Raw genomic sequence first — 19,286 nt, forward strand, 5'->3', positions numbered from 1 at the left:
AAGGAGCATGTACACATGTTAAAAGAGAAAATCCAGGAATTACGTTCAGAGATCACAAAGAGACAAACGGCTATTAATACAAAAATCAAAGAAGCTCATCAAAGAGCGGAAGAAGACAAGCTAGAAGAAGCAAAAACGATTAAAGATGAAATCACTTCTTTAAAAGCAGAGATTGAGACAATGACAGAAAAGCTAAAAGAATTAGAAGAATTGGCAGGAATGGAAGCGGAGGAAATCACAGAGGGAGCACGTGGAGGAAAAACAGGCGAAGAAAGATCATTTCCATTAGGTACGCCTCAAGTGCGCCTGGATAAAGGAATCGAAGAACAACGCCGCAGCTTTGAAACGTTTTTGCGTACTAGAGGTGAAGTCCGGGACGGTTTGACAACAGAAGGAGCGGCGGCAATTATCCCGATTGAGGTTATTACGACACCGCAGAAAACGCCGGAAGATATTGTTGACTTAGTTGAATTTGTGAATAAAGTCAATGTGACAGCACCATCCGGCTCATATCCAGTTTTAGAAAACACAGAAACCGAACTTGTGTCGGTTGCGGAACTTGAGAAAAATCCAGAGTTAGCAAACCCAAAATTCAATAAAATTGATTGGAAAGTTGAAACGTATCGTGGTCAATTGGCTATCTCTCAAGAATCAATTGATGATTCCGGCGTTGATTTAACGGCACTTGTAGCGGATCATTTGCAACAGGTCAAACGAAACACAAGAAATACAAAAATTGCGGGTGTCTTAAAAACGTTTACAGCTAAAACAGTTACAGGAACGGACGACATTAAAAAGATTTTAAATGTTGATTTAAAGCAAGCCTATGCCCGTAATGTTCTTTCGACGTCATCCGCATTTCAATTCCTAGACACGCTAAAAGACAAAAACGGTCAATACATCTTGCAAAGTAACATTTCTTCACCATCCGGCAAAACGCTTTTCGGAAGCCCGATCAAAGTTGTTGATGATACATTACTCGGCAAAAAAGCCGGTGATATGAACATGTTTATCGGTGACTTAAAACGAGCTGCCTTCTTTGCTAATCGTGTAGACGTTGTTGCGAAGTGGGTTGAAAATGCGGTGTATGGTCAAGTCCTTTCCCTTGCTATTCGTTTCGACGTAAAGCAAGCGGACAAGAATGCAGGCTTTTATGTAACAATCAAGCCGCCAGTTGAAACAGGCGCTACAGAATAGGAGTGAAGAAATATGACCCTTGAAGAATTAAAACACGCTTTAAGGATCACTCATGACCTGGATGACAAAATGCTAGAAACGATAAAAGCGGCTGCTGAAAAATTTATAAAAGATAGCGTCACCTTATCGAAAGAGAGGGACGCTTTTTTTAATGACAACCCTTGTTTTGATGATGCGGTCATGATGCTTTGTGGACATAGATATGAAAACCGATCAGCGGTCTCAAACAAGAATTTGCAAGAAGTGCCATTCGGCGTTATGTCTTACATTCAACAATTCAAAGGAGAATACCCCTCATGGACTACGGACGATTAAATACGCCGATCTCTTTTGTGAAAAAGGAAAATACAAAAGACCCTATATCCAGGGAAAACACGACCACACTAGAAAGACTTTTCACCACCTGGGCGGAACGGCGAGATCAAAAATTAAGAGAAAAGTTATCAACGGCCGGCACGGTTCTAGAGGATAGTTTGACGTTTGTTATTCGCTATCAACAAGTATCAACCATTTCCAACGCTATGCACGTACAGGACCACTTGACCAACGAGCTTTATCAAGTCATTGATATTCTGCCGAACGAGCAGGACAAAGACTTGATCAATGTCTTTGTAAAGAAGGTGAGTTGATGGCGCTTGAAGCTACTGGTTTAGAAGAAACATATAAAGCCATTGAAAAGATGGCTCGTCAAAATGTAAAAGCGGAAAAGGCTGCCGTTCTTGCAGGAGCAAAGATGATGGCGGATGGCTTGGAAAAGAACACGCCATTTGATAGCGATAGCGGCAACAAGAAGCATTTAAAATCAGATGTTTTCTATTCCAAACCAAGAGAGGACGGGGAAATATATTCAACCGTTGGCTATGGTAAGGAAACGGCTTATAGGCTGCATTTTACTAACTTCGGAACGATCAAGCAGCGCCCGCAAAGTTTCATAGAGCGCACGATCAACGAGTATGAACAACTCGTTTTATCGAAAATGCAAAGTGTTTATAGGGGGTTGCTCGGGCTATGATGCTGCCAATTCAAGAAGTAGAAATGATTTTGACAGTATCAGCCGATCTGACAAGCTACGTGCCGGATGAGAAAGTCTTTCTTGTGGACGTGCCGGAGTTAGATCAAAAGGTAGATCAAGCCCCAATGATCCGCATTAATGAGCTTGAAAGCTATCGTAATGCGTATGAGGATGATCAAGCGACAGGCATTAGCGTTGATATACAAATAGATTTATGGACCGGGACAATTAAGGAAGCACAAGAAATACAACCGATTATTGATCGTTTGATGGCTTCGGCTGACTATCAGCAATACGCTTCCGCATTTGATAAAGACCCGGATATACAACTGTACAGATATGCAAGGCGGTACAGAGCAAATAAAGAAATAGAAATCAATTTTTCATAGAGAGGATGAAATAAATGGCTACAACAGGATTGAGAGATATTCAAGTCGGCGTTTTTGAGGATGACGCCGCCAAAGAAGCAACCGAAGTAATAAAAGTACCTGGGGCAATTGAATCAAAATTAGAACCAAGCTCGGAAATTGCCGTTCTTTACGGGGATGATGGGGTATTTGATCAAGAAGGCTCGGGAGTTGGTGAAGCAAAGCTAGAAATAAATGTGGCTGACCTTACAACAGAAATGAAAAATAAATTGCTAGGCGCTGAATTAATTGGCGGCTGGCTTGAGGCATACGGAAAAGATACTGACCCGCCTTTCGTTGCTATCACGTTCCGGCAGAAAACAAAGGGTGGTTTTTGGTATGTTGGGCTTTTGCGAGGTAAATTCGGTATTCCGTCTAATGAAGGTAAAACAAAAGAGGATAAAGTCGAATTTATTACGCCAACTATTGAAGGACAATTCATGCCCCGGAAATTTGATGGTTGGACGTATATCATGGCGCACAGCGCAAGCCCTGGATTCACCGAAAAGGGATTTTATGATTTTGTCTTTAAAGGGATCGCCCCTAGCACTGATGGTGACAATGGAACAGCGGAAGCGCCATCAAGCACCACAACAAAAAAATAGTGTTTTCTGATAGCCAGGTAATTTATTTTACCTGGTTAAACTGGATTCATTAAAAAATATACGAGGTGTTTAATATGTTGAAATTAACAATGATTGATGCACAAACAAAAGAAGAAAAAACGTACACAAAGGATATGCCGTCAGCTCGTCAATTAAGACGTGCGCTTGAATTGCAAGCTCAAGGTGAACAAGAAAATTTAGACGCAACAACAATGCTAGATGAAATGATTGCCTATGTTGTGGACGTATTCGGGCAACAGTTTTCATATGATGATTTTTTAGACAACATCCCGTCTGACGAAACATTTCAAACCATTGCTGATGTCATCCTGCAAGTGACAGGACAGAAAAAGGGAAACGACGGCTTGAAAAAGAAAGCGGTGAAAGCACAGAAATAGAGTATTTAGAAACGTGGCAAGATTACCTAGATTCATTAGATGATATTTACGAAGATTTGATGAAAGAAGGGTACAAATATCATGAGATAGACAACATGGACTTGAACGGATTTTTACGTCTCGCGAATCGAAAAGGACAAAGCACGGGCAGCGTTCCAATAGATCAGATTTTAAAACCAGGAGGCTTTTGAGCCTTCTTTTATTTTTGAATTTTTAAGGAAAGGAGGTAAACCATATGGCTACGGAAGGGCGTCCGATAGGTTCATTAGTCGTTAATACGACGTTAGATAGTACAGGGTTTGACAAAGGCGTCACAGCCTTGAGGCAGCAGCTTAAAACGGCACAGTCCGCAACCAAAGCAACCGCAGCCGAATTTAAAGCATTAGATGACAAGCTCGGCGAAAGTAAAAGTAAGGTGTCGGGTTTGTCGGATCAATTGAAGATTCAAGAAAGAATTGTAGATTCCTATAGACAAGCATATGAAAAGCAAGTGGAGCAATACGGCGAGGGATCAACCCAGGCGCAGAAATACGCACAACGCTTAAACTCTCAAATAACAAGTTACCGCAATATGCAAAACGCTTTAAGACTTGCACAAAGTCAAGTGGAGCGGCTTGAGCGTGCCGAATCAGAAGCAGCAAACAGCGCCGAAGATTTAGCGGCCAGTCATCAAAATGTATCTAATGATGTAACGGCAGCGGGTAAAGAGGTTTCCAAACTCTCAAGCATTTTAAAGGGCGGATTTGCTACGGCAGCGGTGGCGGGTACGGCAGCCATTGGAGCATTAACGGCAGCCGTTGGCACGCTTGGTGCAAAAATGACGGCTGATATACAAGCGTCACAAGGGCGTTTAAGAGCGCAGCTAGGTTTGACGGGTGATGAAGCCAAAAAGCTCACAGGAATAGCAAAAGACGTGTGGTCACAAGGCTTCGGAGAGAATTTGGATGATGCCAGGAATGGTCTGTTTCAAATTAAACAAAATATCCGAAGTATTGCAGACAAGGACCTTACTGACGTAACCAAAAAAGCCCTGGTTCTTGCTGATGCTTTTGATTCCGAGGTAAACGAAGTTGCGAGAGCAGGAAACAACATTATGAAAGGTTTTGGCGTGTCTGTGAGTGATGCGTTCGATCTCATGACATATGGAGCGCAAAACGGATTGAATTTTTCAAACGAAATGTTCGATAACCTGTCCGAGTATTCAACGTTATTCGGGAAAATGGGTTATTCAGCACAAGAATATTTTCAATTACTCGTCAATGGAACAAAAGCTGGCGTATATAACCTGGATTACGTCAACGACGTTATGAAAGAGTTTCAAATTCGAGTCAAAGACGGTTCAAAATCTACCAATGCGGCCATGATGGATTTGTCCAAACCAACTCAAAAGATATGGGAAAATTTCTTGAAAGGTAAAGGAACTGTTAAAGATGTTTCAAATGCCGTTTTAAAAGAGTTGAAAGGCATGAAAGACCAGGTGGACGCTAACAATATCGGCGTGGCTCTTTTCGGGACAAAATGGGAGGACTTAGAGGCTGACGCCATGTATGCCCTGGGCGGCATTGATGGGAAAATCGGTGACGTAAAGGGCAAAGCTGACGAAGCAGGGGCGGCGTTGCAAGACAATTTAGGCACACGCTTTAAAAAGATCGGGCGTCAAGCACTGTCAGCATTAGAGCCAATAGGAGGCGCAGCGGCTACATTTCTTGAGAAGGCATTTAATATTGCTGATCCGATCATGAAACAAATGTCCAGCGCTGGCAATACAGTAAAACAGGCAATGGCGGGTATTTGGGGCATATTGCAAGGTGAGGGAAGCGCTGAACGCTTAGAAGGGTACGGCATATTATCGCAGCTTTTCCCGCCTGGCGTGGTTGATATGATTGTCAGCACCACTGATACAGTGAAAGGCGTAATAGATACTATTAAAAATTCATTTAAGAGTATGCAGCCGACTTTCCAGGCAATAGGCGGCATATTGATGAATGTATTTGTTACAATGGCGCCGATTGTAAAACAAGCCCTGGGCGGAATCTTGTCATTTATCGGACAGCTTGCCGCAGTGTGGGGAACATTTTGGGAAGAAAACGGCGGCGTCATTACACAAGCCTTACAAAATATATGGTCCGTTGTTCAATTTGTCATGCCCGCAATTATTGCCATTATCAAAAGCGTTTGGGGCAACATTAAAGGGGTTGTCATGGGCGCAATGCAAGTGATACAAGGCGTCATAAAATTCTTCTCGGGTTTGCTAACGGGAGACTTCGGCAAGATGTGGGAAGGCATTAAAGATGTGTTTTTCGGCTCGATTACTTCGATATGGAATTTTGTTCAACTTTCCTTTTTCGGAAAGATTCTCGGGATTGCGAAATCACTAGGAAAAGGGCTTTTAGGCATCTTCCCGAAAATGTGGTCTAGCATTGTCGGTTTCTTTAAAAATGGAGCTGCAAACACCGGGAAAATGGTCACTTGGCTAAAAGACAAAGCCGTTTCTATTGCGACAAGCATGAAGGACGGCATGGTCAAACGTTTTTGGGACATTGTAGACGCAGCCAAAAAATTGCCGGGTAAAATCGGTAATGGAATTAAAAACATGGCATGGGAGGCGCTAAAAGGCGTCAAGGCATTAGCAAATAAAATGAATGACAAACTTTCCTTTGTTGTGAATGGCGTAATAGGTGGCGTTAACTGGGTTCTTGGTAAAGTGGGCGTTCCGAAAGAAAATCAAATACCGGAATGGACACCGCCAAAATACGCAAAAGGGACAGGCGGACACCCAGGGGGACCCGCCATTCTAGGCGACGGAGGAATGCAAGAACTATTTATCACGCCTAGCGGTCAAATGGGGCTGTCTCCTTCAACTGACACAATGATGAACCTGCCAAAAGGCACGGAAGTATTATCAGGACCTAAAACGAAAGCATTGTTTGATGACGTGCCATTTTACAAAGATGGTACAGGCAAGGGCGGCAATTTCATTTCTAGTCTTTTCGGTAAAGTGAAAGACCTGGTACTTGATGTGTCTGACTTCATTACAAAGCCTAGCAAGCTACTGAATACATTACTTCAAAAAATGGGGATCACGACCCCGAGCATGGCAGGGGGCTTTGGTCAGATCGTTAAAGGCAGCTTTTCTTTTATAAAGGACAAAGCGGTTTCCTTTATTAAAAACAAGATCAAAGACTTTGATTTTGTTCCTGGTGAGGGAGGCAGCGCAGCCGTCAAAAAGTGGGTTGCTCAAGCTATTGCAATTAAAGGTATTTCCCCTTCTTTTTCAAAGGCGCTTGAAACGATCGCCATGAAAGAATCGGGCGGAAATCCTACAGTTGTAAACAATTGGGACAGCAACGCAAAAGCGGGGCATCCGTCCCAGGGGCTTATGCAATTTATACCAAGCACATTTGCAGCAAACAAAGAGCCGGGTTACGGAAATATCAAAAATCCTGTACACCAGGTTCTTGCGGCTATCAACTATTTGAATAGTCGGTATGGCGGAATTAACAAGCATCCTGGTTTAGTCAACATGAGAAAAGGCGGCAAGTACATTGGCTATGATAAAGGCGGTATCATTACCCGAAATCATACGGCAGAGGTCCACAAAGGGGAAATGATTTTACCTTTAAGGCAATTCAGAAGAAACAGAGCTATGCAGGTGCTTGCTCAAGCTAATCGAATGGTTGGCTATCAGCCCGAGCAGCCAGGGCAAGGATCAACAAATGTGATTGTTCAAAATGATAGTGCCGAGGCTATTAAGCAGCTAGAAAACAAGTTTGATCAAATGATCGGCTTGTTGACACAGATCGCCATGAAAGACACCACGATTAATGTTGAGGGACTAAACAAGTACAATATGGATTTACTCAAAAATAGGCAGCGTAGGGGAGGGTTTGCGACTTGAGCTATGAATTTTATACGGATTACGGGGAAGGGCTTCAATTGATCAGCAAGCGCCTTCCCTTTTTACGTTGCGTAAAATTTACGCCTGTGTCGGCTTCTATCGAACGTCAAACGGCAGTAGTGGCAAATAGACCAGGATTAAAACAAACGTCGAAAAAAGTCCGTTTTAAAGAAAGAAAGATCAAAGCACGATTTTATATTAAAGCAAAAAGCACGGATCAATTTAATAGATACAGGGCAGCGCTCACCAGGGAGCTAGTAAGAGAAGAACCCTATTACATTAGTTGTTCTTTTTCACCTGGTATACGTTACCTGGTGACGTGTGATGATGAAATAGAAATCGAAAAAGATGACGGAAAAAATTATAAAGAAGTTGATGTGGAATTCACCGCAGGGCTTGGGCTTGGCGAAACCGTCTTTAATACTGAAAAGCCTTTGAATTTGAGCGGTGAAAATTTTCATATCGGCATGAATTTGCCGAGTCAAGACAATCTCAAATATAGCTTTACGTCCAAGACGTTTAAAGTCTATAACGCTTCTGATGTGACAATTGATCCGATTGACTTTGATTATAGCGTCACCCTGTATTTAACAGGTAAGGACGTGAAGATACGCAATGATGCTACGAAAGAGGCGTTAACGATAAAGGGATCAGTTTCAAAAAAGCAAAAAATTATTGTCACAAGACAATATGTCATGATTGATGGGAAAATGGCGGATACGTCCGGTCGCTTTCCGAGTTTGCGCCCTGGCTTTAATCCATTTGAGATCGAAGGCGCATCCAGTATTGATATGCGGTTTGTCTTGCGCTTTTACTATAAGTAGGTGACATGATGAATCAATTATTTGTACAGTCAAAGCACGATCCAACAAATAAAATACCTTTGGAACATGTAGAACCCGAAGTCTCGGATAAATTAGACGGCACAAAGCAATTGTCATTTCAATGTTTGCAAATACCCGAGACTGAACTGGCTTTCGATATGCTTGTAAATGACAACATTTTGCTTATAGATGAGATCGAGCATAAAGCGCAGCGATACATTATTGTCGAGGATGAAAAGCGCACAGAAAACGGCGTGTCATTCCGAAATGTGGTGGCTGATCATATGTATATTGTTCGTCTGACATATAACCAGGTGGATGAAGAAATTAACGGAGAAATAGATATAGACACAGCACTTAAACACGCTTTAAAAGGAAGCGGTCTTTCCTTTACCATCATGCCGGATGCTAAAGGATTGAAAGCCAAACTAGAAGGATTCGGCAAGAAAAAGTCGTTAGAGCTGATGAACGATCTTATATCGGCTTTTGTTGTTGAACTTGATGTAAACAACGATCATATTTACGTGTATAAAGAAATCAAAAAGCGGATCAATTATAAATTAGATACCAGGGCGAATATGAATACGATCAGTGTCAAAAGCAGCCTGTCCGAGTCTTACACAAGAATAAAAGGTTATGGCAAGGTAAAAGAAGAAAAGGACACAGCAAGCGAGGAAACTAAAGGCTATGATAGTAAATCGGGGAAATGGAAAACAAACAGTGATTTAAACGCCATGTATGCGGAGGATGTTGGACAAACGTTCTCTTTTAAATTTAAAGGAACAGGCTTCAGCGTGAAACTGATCAAAGAGAAATTAGGCGGGAAAATCACGTTCAACATTGATAAAAAGACAAACAAAACATTCAGCACGTACAAAGACACGGGCAAAGAAAGTCATGTGGTTGAAACGGTTGACGTGATCCGAGGTCTTGAGGATAAAGAGCATACGGTCGTTGCAACGTTTAAGGGAAAGGACAGCAAAAACCCGAACACGAAAAAAATGAAAACGGGTTTCCGGGTGAGCGTGCCTAACGGGAATTTTATTGGTCTTTATCGGACCTTTAAAAATGATGAAAAGTATATGTTCCCACCTGTGACATACATTCACCCCGACGAAAAACTTTTTCTTGTAGATGGTCGCCCTAGAGTAGCAGAAACAATTTACGAGGATTCCATTTCAAAAAAAGAAGACATGGAAAAACTTCTGAAAGGGAAAATTGATCCTTATCCAAAATTAACAATAGAATTGGATTTTGAAAAAGTGTATGATCCGAAGCTCGAAGCGATTGAGGACAATATTTCCAAAGGAGCTATTATTCCAGTCATTGCCGATACAGCTTACGGCATCCTGTTTGAAGGAGAGGTAAGGGTACAGGAGATCAAATACAACCCTCTTAATTTGGACTTAAAGCCGTCTGTCACGCTGACGAACTATCGTAAAGATATTATTGACTATCAACTAGAGCAGACCGTCGCAATGAAAAAGCAGCGGAATTTAATCAAAAAAGAAATAGCAGAAATGCTTGAGGCACAAAAGAGCATAGCAAGCAGCACGCAAAGCCAATTGAATAATATCAATATGAAGGTTTCCCAGGATTTGAGTTTGTCATATTCAAGTATTACGAAAACCTGGTCAATTGATGATAGCAGCGTTGACGGTGCGGAAATTGACGAGATAGGGAATACCATTGATATTGATATAGGAATTGACATAAAACCGAAAAGTCCCAGGGCGGGAGTTGATTTTGATTTAAGTCTAAAGGGGATTACGGCAGGCGCAACCGTTGATACTACCAACCCAAGCGGCATGAATATTATGCTTGCTAAAGGTGGTCAAAGGATCAGCCCAACGGCTGCCGATTTACCAAACGGCGCACAAATTAATATTTCATTTTACTTAGATAGCTGACGGGAAACCGTTGGCTATTTTTTATGGAAGGAGCTGATAGAATGGGAAGGTTTAATTTATTGAAAGTCTTTAAAATTGGCAAGAATGCAGAGTTTGAAGATAACCTATCGCAAAACGCAAGGTCCACGGAAAACGCTTTGAATCAACTGGACATAGAAATCAAAGAACATAAAGCAAGCGATAAAGCCCACGAAGCGTCAAGCATCATCCACAGAGGGAAAAGCGTCGCACATTGGCTCAATAGTTATTGGTCACGACTTGTTAATCTAATCGTCAATCATGACGGCAACGATATAAAAGAGGTTGTGGACGGAAGGGTTTCACTTGATGCGACCATTCACCCGACTTTGAATGATCGGCTTGAATATGACTTTGATCAAGTGTATAAACGCTTTGATTTTTTGCCGGATTTAAATGTTATTTTACTTGGAGCTGATCCGACAGGGAAAAAGGATTCTGCCCCAAGTATACAAGCTGCACTTGATCGTGCGAAAGGCGGTAAAAGCGTAAGGGTATATATTCCCCCAGGCACTTATAAATTAGGTGCGCCATTGATCAATTGGGGAAATACGTTAGTAAGTGCAAGAGGTGCGACCCTTTTAAATTATTATGGTAGATATATGATGACAAATGGTGATGGATCGACTGAATACTATGCTTACAACGGAAACGGAAATATTGTAATTGAAGGCGGCTTATGGGATTGCCGAGGAACAAAAATTTCAATGCGAAGTAACTGTTTTTCATTCGGACACGCCAGTAATATTTTGATTAAAGAAGCGACGTTTAAAGACGTGCAAAGTTACCACGCTGTGGAATTTAACGCATGTCGTCATTTCAAAATTGTTGATTCAAAATTTATCGGGTTTGTTGATCCTGATGGAACAAGGTACTTCTCCGAGGCAATTCAAATAGATTTAGCACAAAGAAAAGAAGTATTCGGCGCTTTTGGTGCTTATGATTTTACTGTCTGTAAAGATGGTTTAATTGATAATTGTTATTTTGGGGCATCCGGCACAGCTGGTACGCAAGCATGGACAAGAGGCGTCGGTTCTCATTCGTCCACAATTGATTATTGGCACGAAAATATTACGGTTCGCAATTGTACGTTTGATGATATTGATGGATGGGCAGTGCGTGGATATAACTGGTTGAATACAACTATCACCGAGAATACGCTTCGTAATTGTCGTTTTGGCATTACTGTAAGCGCCATTGATCCAACCAACCCCGCACATACAAAGAACGATAAATTTGAACAGCTTTCAAAATCACAAAAGTTCTATCATGTGGTTATTTCCAATAACACCATTTTGAAAACACGTGCCAATGAAGGGATTTATGTACGTGGGATCGGTGAAGATGGTTTTGTAAGAAACGTGAATATTGTTGGAAATATTATCGACGGAGTAGATGGACCGAATCAAGCGGCAATTAGATTAGATTCTGTTAGAAATGGCGTCGTTGTTGCCAACCAATTATCTAATACTTCCGGTGACGGTATTAGAATGAATGATTGTGTAGGTGTCAACGTAGGAGATAATCAGATCAGCTTTATCGGTCGTGATGGAATCGCAGCGTTTGGAGAGTCTACTCTATTAGTCATTAACGGAAATAATATCCGTCGCCCTGGACGCTATGGTATTGAGCAATCGGGCGTTTTAATTGCATCCATAACAGGCAATTTAGTCACTGGTGCAGGCTACAACAAGCATGGTGAATACGAAGCGATACGGATCGCAAATGGCGCACGTGACATTTTACTTGCAGGAAACACATGTAGGTCGTTATCTTCCCTTAGTAACCTAGCAAGGGCGGGTATTTATATTACTGATTCAGCGAAAAGAGTTGTTAGATACGGAAATGTTTGCCGGGGAGATTGGACCATAGGCGGCATTGTTGATAATGCACCGGACACAATCACAGATGCAAAGGATGTGGCATGATGTTTTTAGTTATGGGAAATGAAAAAATAGAGGTTGATTCTGTCATTCTATCAAAAAATGAGTCGATCACGGGCTACAACAGCGAAGGGGAAAAAATAATTCGTCTTGAGGGTGTAAACTTCCAAAATGTTTATTTGGAAGATGCAGAAGGTCAAAAAATTGATTTTCCTGTAGAGCAAACAACAAACCCTAGCGAGATTGAAGAAATGAAAAACACCATCAAGGAACTTAATGAAAAAGTGCAGCAGCTAGAGGAAAAAGAAAAGGTGGTAGAACATGACCAATCAGTTATTTAAAAATGGCATGCTGCCTTTCGTGGTTGACGCCTATGATCAAAGCGTGTACGATTCAAAAATTGTTTTCTCAACCCAGGACATAGGCACAGGAAAGCTAATTTTCAAATTGCGTAAAGATGGTGTGCCACTTCCGTTGTCAGCGGTTGACGGAAAACTCGTACTAAAATTTGCAAATGGATCGAAGCACATTCGGAATATCACACTTGTTGATAAAGTAGAAGGGATCGCCGAATACGTCCTAGATAATGACGAGATCAAGCAATATGGCAAGGTTCAAGCGTCCTTGAATTTGTATTATCGGAACGGACAAGCCTTGTCAGTAAATGAATTCATATTTGATATTCAACACAATTTAATTGACCAGGACATTGCCCCGGCAGCGGAATTTTATATTGATGATTTCCAAACACTGAAAACCGAAATAGAACGCATGGCGGCAGAACTTGAAACCGACATTCAAAAGAGAACTGACGATATGCAAGGAAACATTGATAAGATCACGAAAGAGCTTCAAGAACAGCTTGATCACTTGAAAGAAAAACTAGGTGATCTTGAAGCGCTTGAAACAAAAGAAGGCGCAAAAGCTAAAGTAGACGCAGCGCTTGCAGCAGCTAAAAAATATACGGACGATCATGCAACAGATCAAAAAATACATGTGACCGAAGATAAACAAAAAGCGTGGGACGCAAAAGAAACAACTTCCGGCGCTCAAACTAAAGCTAATAAAGCTTTGAGTGACGCAAAATCATACACAGACGAGTTATCCAAAAAAGCACAGATGTATAAATTGACTACTGATGCGGGTTTTAGGCAAGCAGTGCCAACCACAATCGGAGGTACTAATTTGTTCGAGTTACCTCCCGGTTTCTATTATGGCGCAGGTCAATATTTTACGAATCTGCCAACCACAAATGATACATCTTGGTTTAACGTTGATGTATTTACAACAGGTATTAGGAAAAACTTTCATGTCATCCGTAGCGCTGATAATACACATTGGTTTGGGACAATTCATACTGATGGTTCTTTCAAAGGTTGGAAACGAATGCTAACAGATACTGACGCAAACAGTAAATGGGAATATCCGACCATTGTGAACGGTTGGAAAACCTATAAAAGTGAAGTCAATAATGATTATCGGGTTCGTTACACAAAGGATGCATTTGGCTGGGTACACATTACCGGAGCAATAGCAGGGGGAACGCTAGGCGACGTGGCGGCATTTGTGTTAGATGAAGGGTATAGACCATCAACACCTTTATATAACGTTGGTTTAGCCTCTAGCACAGGCGGAGCAAGCGGTCCACAAATATGCCGCCAGTACATTGCAACTGATGGGCGCTTTTGTATTCAGACAACTTCAAGTAACACCGAGTTTATCGTGGTTAACTTTTCATTTAAGGTTTAAGGAGGCGTTTTATATGATACCTATTTTTCAATATGATGAGAATTTTATCTATGTTATTGGGGGAGATTTGAAAATAACAGAAGATGAAGAAATTCCGAGTGGTTATACTGACGTGCCGCCGGAAGAAGGGCTATATAAAGCGAAATTTGATCCAAAGAAAAAGATGTGGTTTGAATCAGCTTCTAAAGAGTATATAGAGAGTTTGCAGCCAAAGCCGCAGCCGTCAGAAATGGAGATCATGCAAAAAGAAATAGCCGAACTTTATTACTTGCTTGCGGTAGGTGAAGCATCATGAATATTTGGTTTGAAAGAATCAAAGGTTTTTATGATCGTGAATTATGGTCAAAAGAAATGGTATATAACACAGTAGCAGCGGGGAGAATCACCCCCGAACAATATGAGCAGATCACAGGTGAGCCGTACGAGGTATAGGCTTATTTTTTATGGCGGGAGTAGGTGAGTATGGTGGAAATGGATTTGGCGCAGTATTTGATGACACAAGGACCGTTTGCGGTTCTTTTTTGTTGGGTGTTGTTTTATGTCCTCAATACAACTAAAGAGCGTGAGAACAAGCTAAACGAACAAATTGACGCACAAAATGACGTACTAGCAAAATTCAGTGAGAAATATGACGTGGTAATCGAGAAATTGGATCGTATCGAAAGAAACCAAAAATAAAACGAAAAGAGGAAATTAATATGAAAAACTTTGACAAAGGCACGGTCGTTCGCACGGTGCTTCTTTTTATTGCACTAATCAACCAGGCGTTAATTATGTTTGGCAAACCTGTTTTGCCGATCAGTGAGGACCAGGTAAACACATTAACAGAAACTTTATATCTTGCCTTCTCAATGGTCTTTACGTTAGTAACGACCCTTGTCGCATGGTACAAAAACAACTATGTGACAAGTCGAGGGAAAGCCCAAAAAGAAGCGCTGCAACAAAAAGGATTAACAAAATAAAGAGCTGCCCCAGGCGGCTTTTTTAAATACTAAAAAACAATTTTAAGGAGTAGATGAACAATGGTAAAAATCATTCAAGACTTCATTTCAAAAGGGAATAAAAATCGACCAGGCAACTATATGAAGCCTTTATATATTACAGTTCATAACACAGCCAATACGTCAAAGGGCGCAGACGCAGCAAGTCACGCTAATTTTGTGAAACGCTCATCCACGGCGGTGAGCTGGCACTACACTGTAGACGAAAATGTGATCTATCAGCATTTACCGTTAAACGAAAATGGTTGGCACGCAGGAGACGGCAGAGGAACGGGCAATATGAAGTCGATCGGCATCGAAATTTGTGAAAATGCAGATGGTAATTTTGAAAAGGCGGTCGAAAATGCTCAATGGTTAATTCGCCAGTTAATGCAGGATCAAGGGATTCCATTAGCAAACGTTGTGCCGCATAAGCATTGGAGCGGGAAAGAATGTCCCCGCAAGCTGCTTAATCGTTGGGACAGCTTCCAAGCCGGGATCGCCGTTGCTAACACAAGTAAAAAGCCGTCTGCTAAACCAACAAAAGCAGAACCATTCAAAACAGCAGCTTCCAAGCCTTCTAAAAAGTCATACGGTTTGCCAACAGGCATTTTAAAAGTTACAAAGCCTCTTACAAAGGGGGCAGGCGTAAAAGCTGTACAACAAGCTCTAGCGGCGGTTTACTATTACCCGGACAAAGGAGCGAAAAACAACGGTGTAGATGGATACTATGGACCAAAAACAGCGGATGCGGTGAAGCGGTTTCAGCTTATGCATGGTCTTGATGCTGACGGCATTTATGGACCAAAGACAAAAGCAGCGTTAGAAAAGGCATTGAAATAAATATCTATAGACATATGACTATAGAAAATGGAATTGTAGGAACTATTAAACCCCTGTCCTTAAATGGATAGGGGTTTTTTTGTTTAAGTTCAATTTCACTAGGAGGAGTAAATATTTAAAACATTTACCATAAAGAGTAATATTTCCTGATTTCTGTTAACTAAATGAGGAATAAAAGACTAAATGTGTTCAAAATTAATAAAAAATGTATAAAAAATTCCCTAAATTTGCTAATGTTTTTTTAGGCCAAAAAACACTTGTGGATGCATCTGCTTTTGAGGAGAATTTAAAATGAAAAAACAAATTATTGCAGGGACACTAGCACTAACAACTTTATTTTCAATTTTGTCACCAGTAACTTCTTTTGCAGCAGAGACAAAGACTTCAACAAATGTAGAAACTAAATTGCAAAGAACTGTCTTACAAACAGCTGTTGAAATGAATGAACCTAAAGCAAGCACAAAAAGTTGGAAGAAAGATGCTTTAGTATTTGCGCTAAGATACGGTGGAGACCTTACAGGTAAACTTTTGAGCAACCTAAGTCCAAAGAATGGCGCATTGGTTAAAAAACATTCAAAAGCAATAGCAAACAAACTCGATAAACTGTCGAGAGACATTGAGCAAAGTATGATCGATTTTATGCATTTTCAGTTAGATATACCAATTAGCGCTGCTCGTTCAATTGCTTGGGCGATTATGCAAGTTATTTAAAAGGTGGAGTTTAAATGTCTATTGAAAAAGAATTAGAGCTATTAAAGTACCAAGTTTACCTTTTGAAAAAAATGGTGGTAAATGAAGAGCATCCTTTTTTTATGTATGCATTGGATCACAATCTCGATGAAAAACAAGTAAAGATGATTTGTAAAGTGTTAAATGTATTTTCGCATAGACTAACGGATGACACTGATCAAAATTCAAATGAATATCATCAACATGTTAGCGAAGAAGATAAACAATTATATGAGAATTTCTCAATCTTGCCGGAAGACTTAATAAAAGATGAAAAACCAAGTATAAAGGAATTTGAATTACTAAAAGAAAAAATCTTTTCTGACAGCATTAATTCTAAGTACCTTTTACTAAGTTTGAAGAGACAACATATTCAACCTAAAGTATGTGAATTTCTTCTTGAAGAATTAGAAGCCTCTCTTGATTAAGAGAGGTCTTTTTTATGTTTGCTTTTTGCGGTTTCTTTTCGGTGTGGAATTATTCGGAAAATGATAATATATGTCATTATAGGGAATAGCAAGGAAGGGGTAGGGTCTTATGGAGAAAGTTCTTTCTTCTCATGTCGGTATGAAAATCAATGAATGGTATTACCATATTCAAAGATTTAACGTACCTGACGCCGAAGCATATAAAGAAGAAATAAAATCTTTGCTCGATGATATGGAAGAAAATCAAGATTTATTATTGTATTTCTCACTCATGGAGTTCCGACATAAATTAATGTTGGATTATTTGAATCCATTGGAAAATGGGAAAGAGCGTGCCAACTTTAGAGAACTAGCAATGAAAATAAAAAAGGATCAAGAGAAATTAACAGGCTTGCTAGATTATTATTTTAACTTTTTCTACGGCATGTACGAATTTGAAAACTATGAATACCTCAACGCAATTACCTTCTACAAACGAGCAGAAAAAAAGCTATCTCTTGTAAGTGATGATATTGAACGTGCCGAGTTTAATTACAAGATGGCTGAAATCTATTACCACATGAAACAAAACCACATGTCTATGCACCATATCGCTCAAGCAATAGATTGTTACAAAGAAAAAGATACTTATACTGTTAGGCAAATTCAGTGTTTCTTTGTCATAGGATTAAACTATATAGATATGGGCTGCCCCGAAAAAGCTTCACCACACTTTATAAACGCCCTAGAAAAAGCAACGAAAAGCGACACCAAAAGATTAGAAGGATCAGCGTTGTATAATTTGGGATTAAGTTATTTCCACAATGATGAAATAGCTGATGCAATTAAATATTTTAATGATTCAATCAACGCTTTTAAAGAACGAGGTTATGAGCATTTCAACAGAATACTTGATCCTTTAAGTATGCTTGTAAGATCATATTTTCATGAAAAAGACAACGATCTTGGCATATATGCCCTAAACCAGGGAATAGAATTGGCAGAAAAATTAAATGATGATGTGATGCTTAAAGTGTTCACATTCTATAAGGCTCTTTATGTGAAAGATGATTATGATAAAGTGTTGAGCGATATCGAATATTTAACCGAAAAAGGCATGTACGCAATTCTTGAAGAATTATCGAAAGATGCAGCTAGAAGATATAACGAAGTAGGAGATAAAGACAAGGCGTCGAATTTTTATGAGAAGATTCTTTATTTCCAAAGATTAATTAGAAGGAGCGATTGCCTTTATGAAATTTAAGTCATTGATCGCAAGCATTATAATTGTGGGAACATTAGGTACTATCGGTTATTTTGCAATTACACAAAATCATGATGAGGCAATAAGAGGTCATACATCAAGTATCGGTTATGATAAATTTCATTAAAAAAAGCCCTTTTCGGGGGCTTTTTTTTATTTGAACCGCCATTCCTCCTTTTCCTTATCCCATGTCAATTCATTTCTTGAAATAAGATTTTTAACGGCTTTTCGTATAGATTGTTCGTCTTTACCTGTTTTTATTTTTAAGTCCTCAATTGTGGGGTTTTTGCGAAACCTGCTCATATTATAGATGATCCTGTATAGCTTTCTCTCAAGATCATTCATGAAATCACCACCGTGAACTATTTTATTTGAATATCTTTTTCATTAGCTTGCCGGATGCTTTACCCGCAGCACGTCGCATGATACGCTTTCCTATAGTGCCCTTTTGAACAGCATTGACGTCACCCAGGTATTTTGATGTTTTATAAAGGAATGATCTTATTTTGTTTATTTTCATGAGGTATGCTTCCTACTTTCTTCATTAATATAGTGTGTATATGGGCTTGCCCACTAAATGCCCACTAATTGATGACAAACTATAAAGTGGTATGATGTAACAATAATATAAAACGCAGGAAACGCAACAACAAGAGAACTTATGTTCTTGTGTGATTTCCTACAAATAATTCCACATATGAAATGGAGAAGATGTTTAAGCGGGTGATGTAGCTAGGTTTGAGATGGTGGGTGAATCGGTTTGCCCACCAATTAATTTTTCAATCCGATAGTTTGGTTCCTGTTGTTGAGATGTGAAGATAAACATCCGCTGTCATGTTGTAAGGATAACCCCTTTCCTCAAATGGATAGGGGTTTTTGTTATTTGGTTATACGATTAGGTGAAGCGTGATATGATTGTAAAAAGGAGGGAATATGATGACATTTAAAAAAGCGTTCAATATAGGTTACTTTGTTTTGCTTTTATCTTTTTTTGTCGTATATTTTTTGCTTCCAGTCGATCAACTATTTACCGCAATTATGATCCTAACCTTACTATTTGGCGTATATCAATTTGTGATTTTTAAAAAACTAAAAGAGCAAAAATAACAATAAAAAACGCCATATATGGATTTGCCAACTAAATGATGACAGACCATCATGA

The 19,286-nt window shown here is 40.0% G+C and carries 24 protein-coding genes; 22 read left to right on the forward strand and 2 right to left on the reverse strand.

Annotated elements, in window-relative coordinates:
• Positions 1-15: 15 nt before the first annotated feature.
• The 21 genes from MKY11_RS08545 to MKY11_RS08645 all read left to right on the forward strand — a co-directional run bounded on the left by MKY11_RS08545 (position 16) and on the right by MKY11_RS08645 (position 18,124).
• A complete protein-coding gene (locus MKY11_RS08545) occupies positions 16-1,197 on the forward strand; it encodes a phage major capsid protein (protein WP_113387283.1) in 1,182 nt (393 codons plus the stop codon).
• A gap of 12 nt (positions 1,198-1,209) precedes the next feature.
• Entirely contained in the window at positions 1,210-1,512 is a 303-nt protein-coding gene (locus tag MKY11_RS08550) for a head-tail connector protein (RefSeq protein WP_211063501.1), read from the forward strand.
• A complete protein-coding gene (locus MKY11_RS08555; protein ID WP_061418903.1) occupies positions 1,494-1,826 on the forward strand; it encodes a phage head closure protein in 333 nt (110 codons plus the stop codon). Before MKY11_RS08550 ends, MKY11_RS08555 begins: the two co-directional genes overlap by 19 nt.
• Entirely contained in the window at positions 1,826-2,209 is a 384-nt protein-coding gene (locus MKY11_RS08560; protein WP_342502030.1) for an HK97-gp10 family putative phage morphogenesis protein, read from the forward strand. The genes MKY11_RS08555 and MKY11_RS08560 overlap by 1 nt, the downstream gene beginning before the upstream one ends.
• Positions 2,206-2,598, forward strand: coding sequence for a hypothetical protein (locus MKY11_RS08565; RefSeq protein WP_342502031.1), 393 nt, complete (start codon positions 2,206-2,208; stop codon positions 2,596-2,598). The genes MKY11_RS08560 and MKY11_RS08565 overlap by 4 nt, the downstream gene beginning before the upstream one ends.
• 14 nt (positions 2,599-2,612) lie before the next feature.
• A complete protein-coding gene (locus MKY11_RS08570; protein ID WP_268362592.1) occupies positions 2,613-3,221 on the forward strand; it encodes a major tail protein in 609 nt (202 codons plus the stop codon).
• Between the two features lie 77 nt (positions 3,222-3,298).
• Complete coding sequence (locus tag MKY11_RS08575; RefSeq protein ID WP_133254352.1) at positions 3,299-3,619, forward strand: hypothetical protein; 321 nt, start codon at positions 3,299-3,301, stop codon at positions 3,617-3,619.
• Between the two features lie 235 nt (positions 3,620-3,854).
• Positions 3,855-7,517, forward strand: coding sequence for a phage tail tape measure protein (locus MKY11_RS08580; protein ID WP_342502032.1), 3,663 nt, complete (start codon positions 3,855-3,857; stop codon positions 7,515-7,517).
• On the forward strand, positions 7,514-8,341 hold the full coding sequence (locus MKY11_RS08585; protein ID WP_216942403.1) for a phage tail domain-containing protein: 828 nt from the start codon (positions 7,514-7,516) through the stop codon (positions 8,339-8,341). The genes MKY11_RS08580 and MKY11_RS08585 overlap by 4 nt, the downstream gene beginning before the upstream one ends.
• An 8-nt stretch (positions 8,342-8,349) precedes the next feature.
• Positions 8,350-10,251, forward strand: a complete 1,902-nt coding sequence (locus MKY11_RS08590) for a phage tail protein (RefSeq protein WP_342502033.1) — start codon at positions 8,350-8,352, stop codon at positions 10,249-10,251.
• Positions 10,252-10,292: 41 nt separating this feature from the next.
• Positions 10,293-12,197, forward strand: coding sequence for a right-handed parallel beta-helix repeat-containing protein (locus tag MKY11_RS08595; RefSeq protein WP_342502034.1), 1,905 nt, complete (start codon positions 10,293-10,295; stop codon positions 12,195-12,197).
• Positions 12,197-12,493 (forward strand): hypothetical protein, encoded by a 297-nt coding sequence (locus MKY11_RS08600; RefSeq protein WP_286067405.1) that lies wholly within the window; start codon positions 12,197-12,199, stop codon positions 12,491-12,493. Before MKY11_RS08595 ends, MKY11_RS08600 begins: the two co-directional genes overlap by 1 nt.
• Positions 12,474-13,901, forward strand: coding sequence for a BppU family phage baseplate upper protein (locus MKY11_RS08605; protein ID WP_342502035.1), 1,428 nt, complete (start codon positions 12,474-12,476; stop codon positions 13,899-13,901). The genes MKY11_RS08600 and MKY11_RS08605 overlap by 20 nt, the downstream gene beginning before the upstream one ends.
• Before the next feature lie 13 nt (positions 13,902-13,914).
• A complete protein-coding gene (locus MKY11_RS08610) occupies positions 13,915-14,196 on the forward strand; it encodes a hypothetical protein (RefSeq protein ID WP_061418936.1) in 282 nt (93 codons plus the stop codon).
• A complete protein-coding gene (locus MKY11_RS08615; protein WP_081105413.1) occupies positions 14,193-14,333 on the forward strand; it encodes an XkdX family protein in 141 nt (46 codons plus the stop codon). Before MKY11_RS08610 ends, MKY11_RS08615 begins: the two co-directional genes overlap by 4 nt.
• A gap of 33 nt (positions 14,334-14,366) precedes the next feature.
• Entirely contained in the window at positions 14,367-14,579 is a 213-nt protein-coding gene (locus tag MKY11_RS08620; RefSeq protein ID WP_034324986.1) for a BhlA/UviB family holin-like peptide, read from the forward strand.
• 20 nt (positions 14,580-14,599) lie between these two features.
• Positions 14,600-14,863 (forward strand): phage holin, encoded by a 264-nt coding sequence (locus tag MKY11_RS08625; protein ID WP_061418939.1) that lies wholly within the window; start codon positions 14,600-14,602, stop codon positions 14,861-14,863.
• A 60-nt stretch (positions 14,864-14,923) separates the two neighbouring features.
• The gene (locus MKY11_RS08630) at positions 14,924-15,724 is read left to right on the forward strand and encodes an N-acetylmuramoyl-L-alanine amidase (RefSeq protein ID WP_342502036.1); all 801 of its coding nucleotides are present in this window, start codon (positions 14,924-14,926) and stop codon (positions 15,722-15,724) included.
• 291 nt (positions 15,725-16,015) lie between these two features.
• Entirely contained in the window at positions 16,016-16,435 is a 420-nt protein-coding gene (locus MKY11_RS08635; RefSeq protein ID WP_159159669.1) for a hypothetical protein, read from the forward strand.
• 14 nt (positions 16,436-16,449) lie between these two features.
• Positions 16,450-16,881 (forward strand): DUF1878 family protein, encoded by a 432-nt coding sequence (locus MKY11_RS08640; RefSeq protein WP_159159670.1) that lies wholly within the window; start codon positions 16,450-16,452, stop codon positions 16,879-16,881.
• A gap of 109 nt (positions 16,882-16,990) precedes the next feature.
• Positions 16,991-18,124, forward strand: coding sequence for a Rap family tetratricopeptide repeat protein (locus MKY11_RS08645; RefSeq protein WP_342502037.1), 1,134 nt, complete (start codon positions 16,991-16,993; stop codon positions 18,122-18,124).
• 153 nt (positions 18,125-18,277) lie between these two features.
• Here MKY11_RS08645 and MKY11_RS08650 read toward each other — a convergent pair whose 3' ends face one another.
• Positions 18,278-18,469 (reverse strand): hypothetical protein, encoded by a 192-nt coding sequence (locus MKY11_RS08650; protein ID WP_342502038.1) that lies wholly within the window; start codon positions 18,467-18,469, stop codon positions 18,278-18,280.
• 22 nt (positions 18,470-18,491) lie between these two features.
• Positions 18,492-18,644, reverse strand: coding sequence for a hypothetical protein (locus MKY11_RS08655; protein WP_211042663.1), 153 nt, complete (start codon positions 18,642-18,644; stop codon positions 18,492-18,494).
• A 416-nt stretch (positions 18,645-19,060) separates the two neighbouring features.
• Between MKY11_RS08655 and MKY11_RS08660 the strand changes: the two genes are divergently transcribed.
• Complete coding sequence (locus MKY11_RS08660) at positions 19,061-19,231, forward strand: hypothetical protein (RefSeq protein ID WP_167493203.1); 171 nt, start codon at positions 19,061-19,063, stop codon at positions 19,229-19,231.
• The last annotated feature ends 55 nt before the right edge of the window (positions 19,232-19,286 follow it).

This window comes from Bacillus sp. FSL W7-1085 (genome assembly GCF_038595035.1).
Classification (GTDB): domain Bacteria; phylum Bacillota; class Bacilli; order Bacillales; family Bacillaceae; genus Bacillus; species Bacillus altitudinis.

Coding starts and splice junctions, on each gene's coding strand:
- MKY11_RS08545 (WP_113387283.1), top strand. CDS start 16: ATGTTAAAAGAGAAAATCCAGGAATTACGTTCAGAGATCACAAAGAGA.
- MKY11_RS08550 (WP_211063501.1), top strand. CDS start 1,210: ATGACCCTTGAAGAATTAAAACACGCTTTAAGGATCACTCATGACCTG.
- MKY11_RS08555 (WP_061418903.1), top strand. CDS start 1,494: ATGGACTACGGACGATTAAATACGCCGATCTCTTTTGTGAAAAAGGAA.
- MKY11_RS08560 (WP_342502030.1), top strand. CDS start 1,826: ATGGCGCTTGAAGCTACTGGTTTAGAAGAAACATATAAAGCCATTGAA.
- MKY11_RS08565 (WP_342502031.1), top strand. CDS start 2,206: ATGATGCTGCCAATTCAAGAAGTAGAAATGATTTTGACAGTATCAGCC.
- MKY11_RS08570 (WP_268362592.1), top strand. CDS start 2,613: ATGGCTACAACAGGATTGAGAGATATTCAAGTCGGCGTTTTTGAGGAT.
- MKY11_RS08580 (WP_342502032.1), top strand. CDS start 3,855: ATGGCTACGGAAGGGCGTCCGATAGGTTCATTAGTCGTTAATACGACG.
- MKY11_RS08590 (WP_342502033.1), top strand. CDS start 8,350: ATGAATCAATTATTTGTACAGTCAAAGCACGATCCAACAAATAAAATA.
- MKY11_RS08595 (WP_342502034.1), top strand. CDS start 10,293: ATGGGAAGGTTTAATTTATTGAAAGTCTTTAAAATTGGCAAGAATGCA.
- MKY11_RS08600 (WP_286067405.1), top strand. CDS start 12,197: ATGTTTTTAGTTATGGGAAATGAAAAAATAGAGGTTGATTCTGTCATT.
- MKY11_RS08605 (WP_342502035.1), top strand. CDS start 12,474: ATGACCAATCAGTTATTTAAAAATGGCATGCTGCCTTTCGTGGTTGAC.
- MKY11_RS08610 (WP_061418936.1), top strand. CDS start 13,915: ATGATACCTATTTTTCAATATGATGAGAATTTTATCTATGTTATTGGG.
- MKY11_RS08615 (WP_081105413.1), top strand. CDS start 14,193: ATGAATATTTGGTTTGAAAGAATCAAAGGTTTTTATGATCGTGAATTA.
- MKY11_RS08625 (WP_061418939.1), top strand. CDS start 14,600: ATGAAAAACTTTGACAAAGGCACGGTCGTTCGCACGGTGCTTCTTTTT.
- MKY11_RS08630 (WP_342502036.1), top strand. CDS start 14,924: ATGGTAAAAATCATTCAAGACTTCATTTCAAAAGGGAATAAAAATCGA.
- MKY11_RS08635 (WP_159159669.1), top strand. CDS start 16,016: ATGAAAAAACAAATTATTGCAGGGACACTAGCACTAACAACTTTATTT.
- MKY11_RS08640 (WP_159159670.1), top strand. CDS start 16,450: ATGTCTATTGAAAAAGAATTAGAGCTATTAAAGTACCAAGTTTACCTT.
- MKY11_RS08645 (WP_342502037.1), top strand. CDS start 16,991: ATGGAGAAAGTTCTTTCTTCTCATGTCGGTATGAAAATCAATGAATGG.
- MKY11_RS08650 (WP_342502038.1), bottom strand. CDS start 18,469: ATGAATGATCTTGAGAGAAAGCTATACAGGATCATCTATAATATGAGC.
- MKY11_RS08655 (WP_211042663.1), bottom strand. CDS start 18,644: ATGAAAATAAACAAAATAAGATCATTCCTTTATAAAACATCAAAATAC.
- MKY11_RS08660 (WP_167493203.1), top strand. CDS start 19,061: ATGACATTTAAAAAAGCGTTCAATATAGGTTACTTTGTTTTGCTTTTA.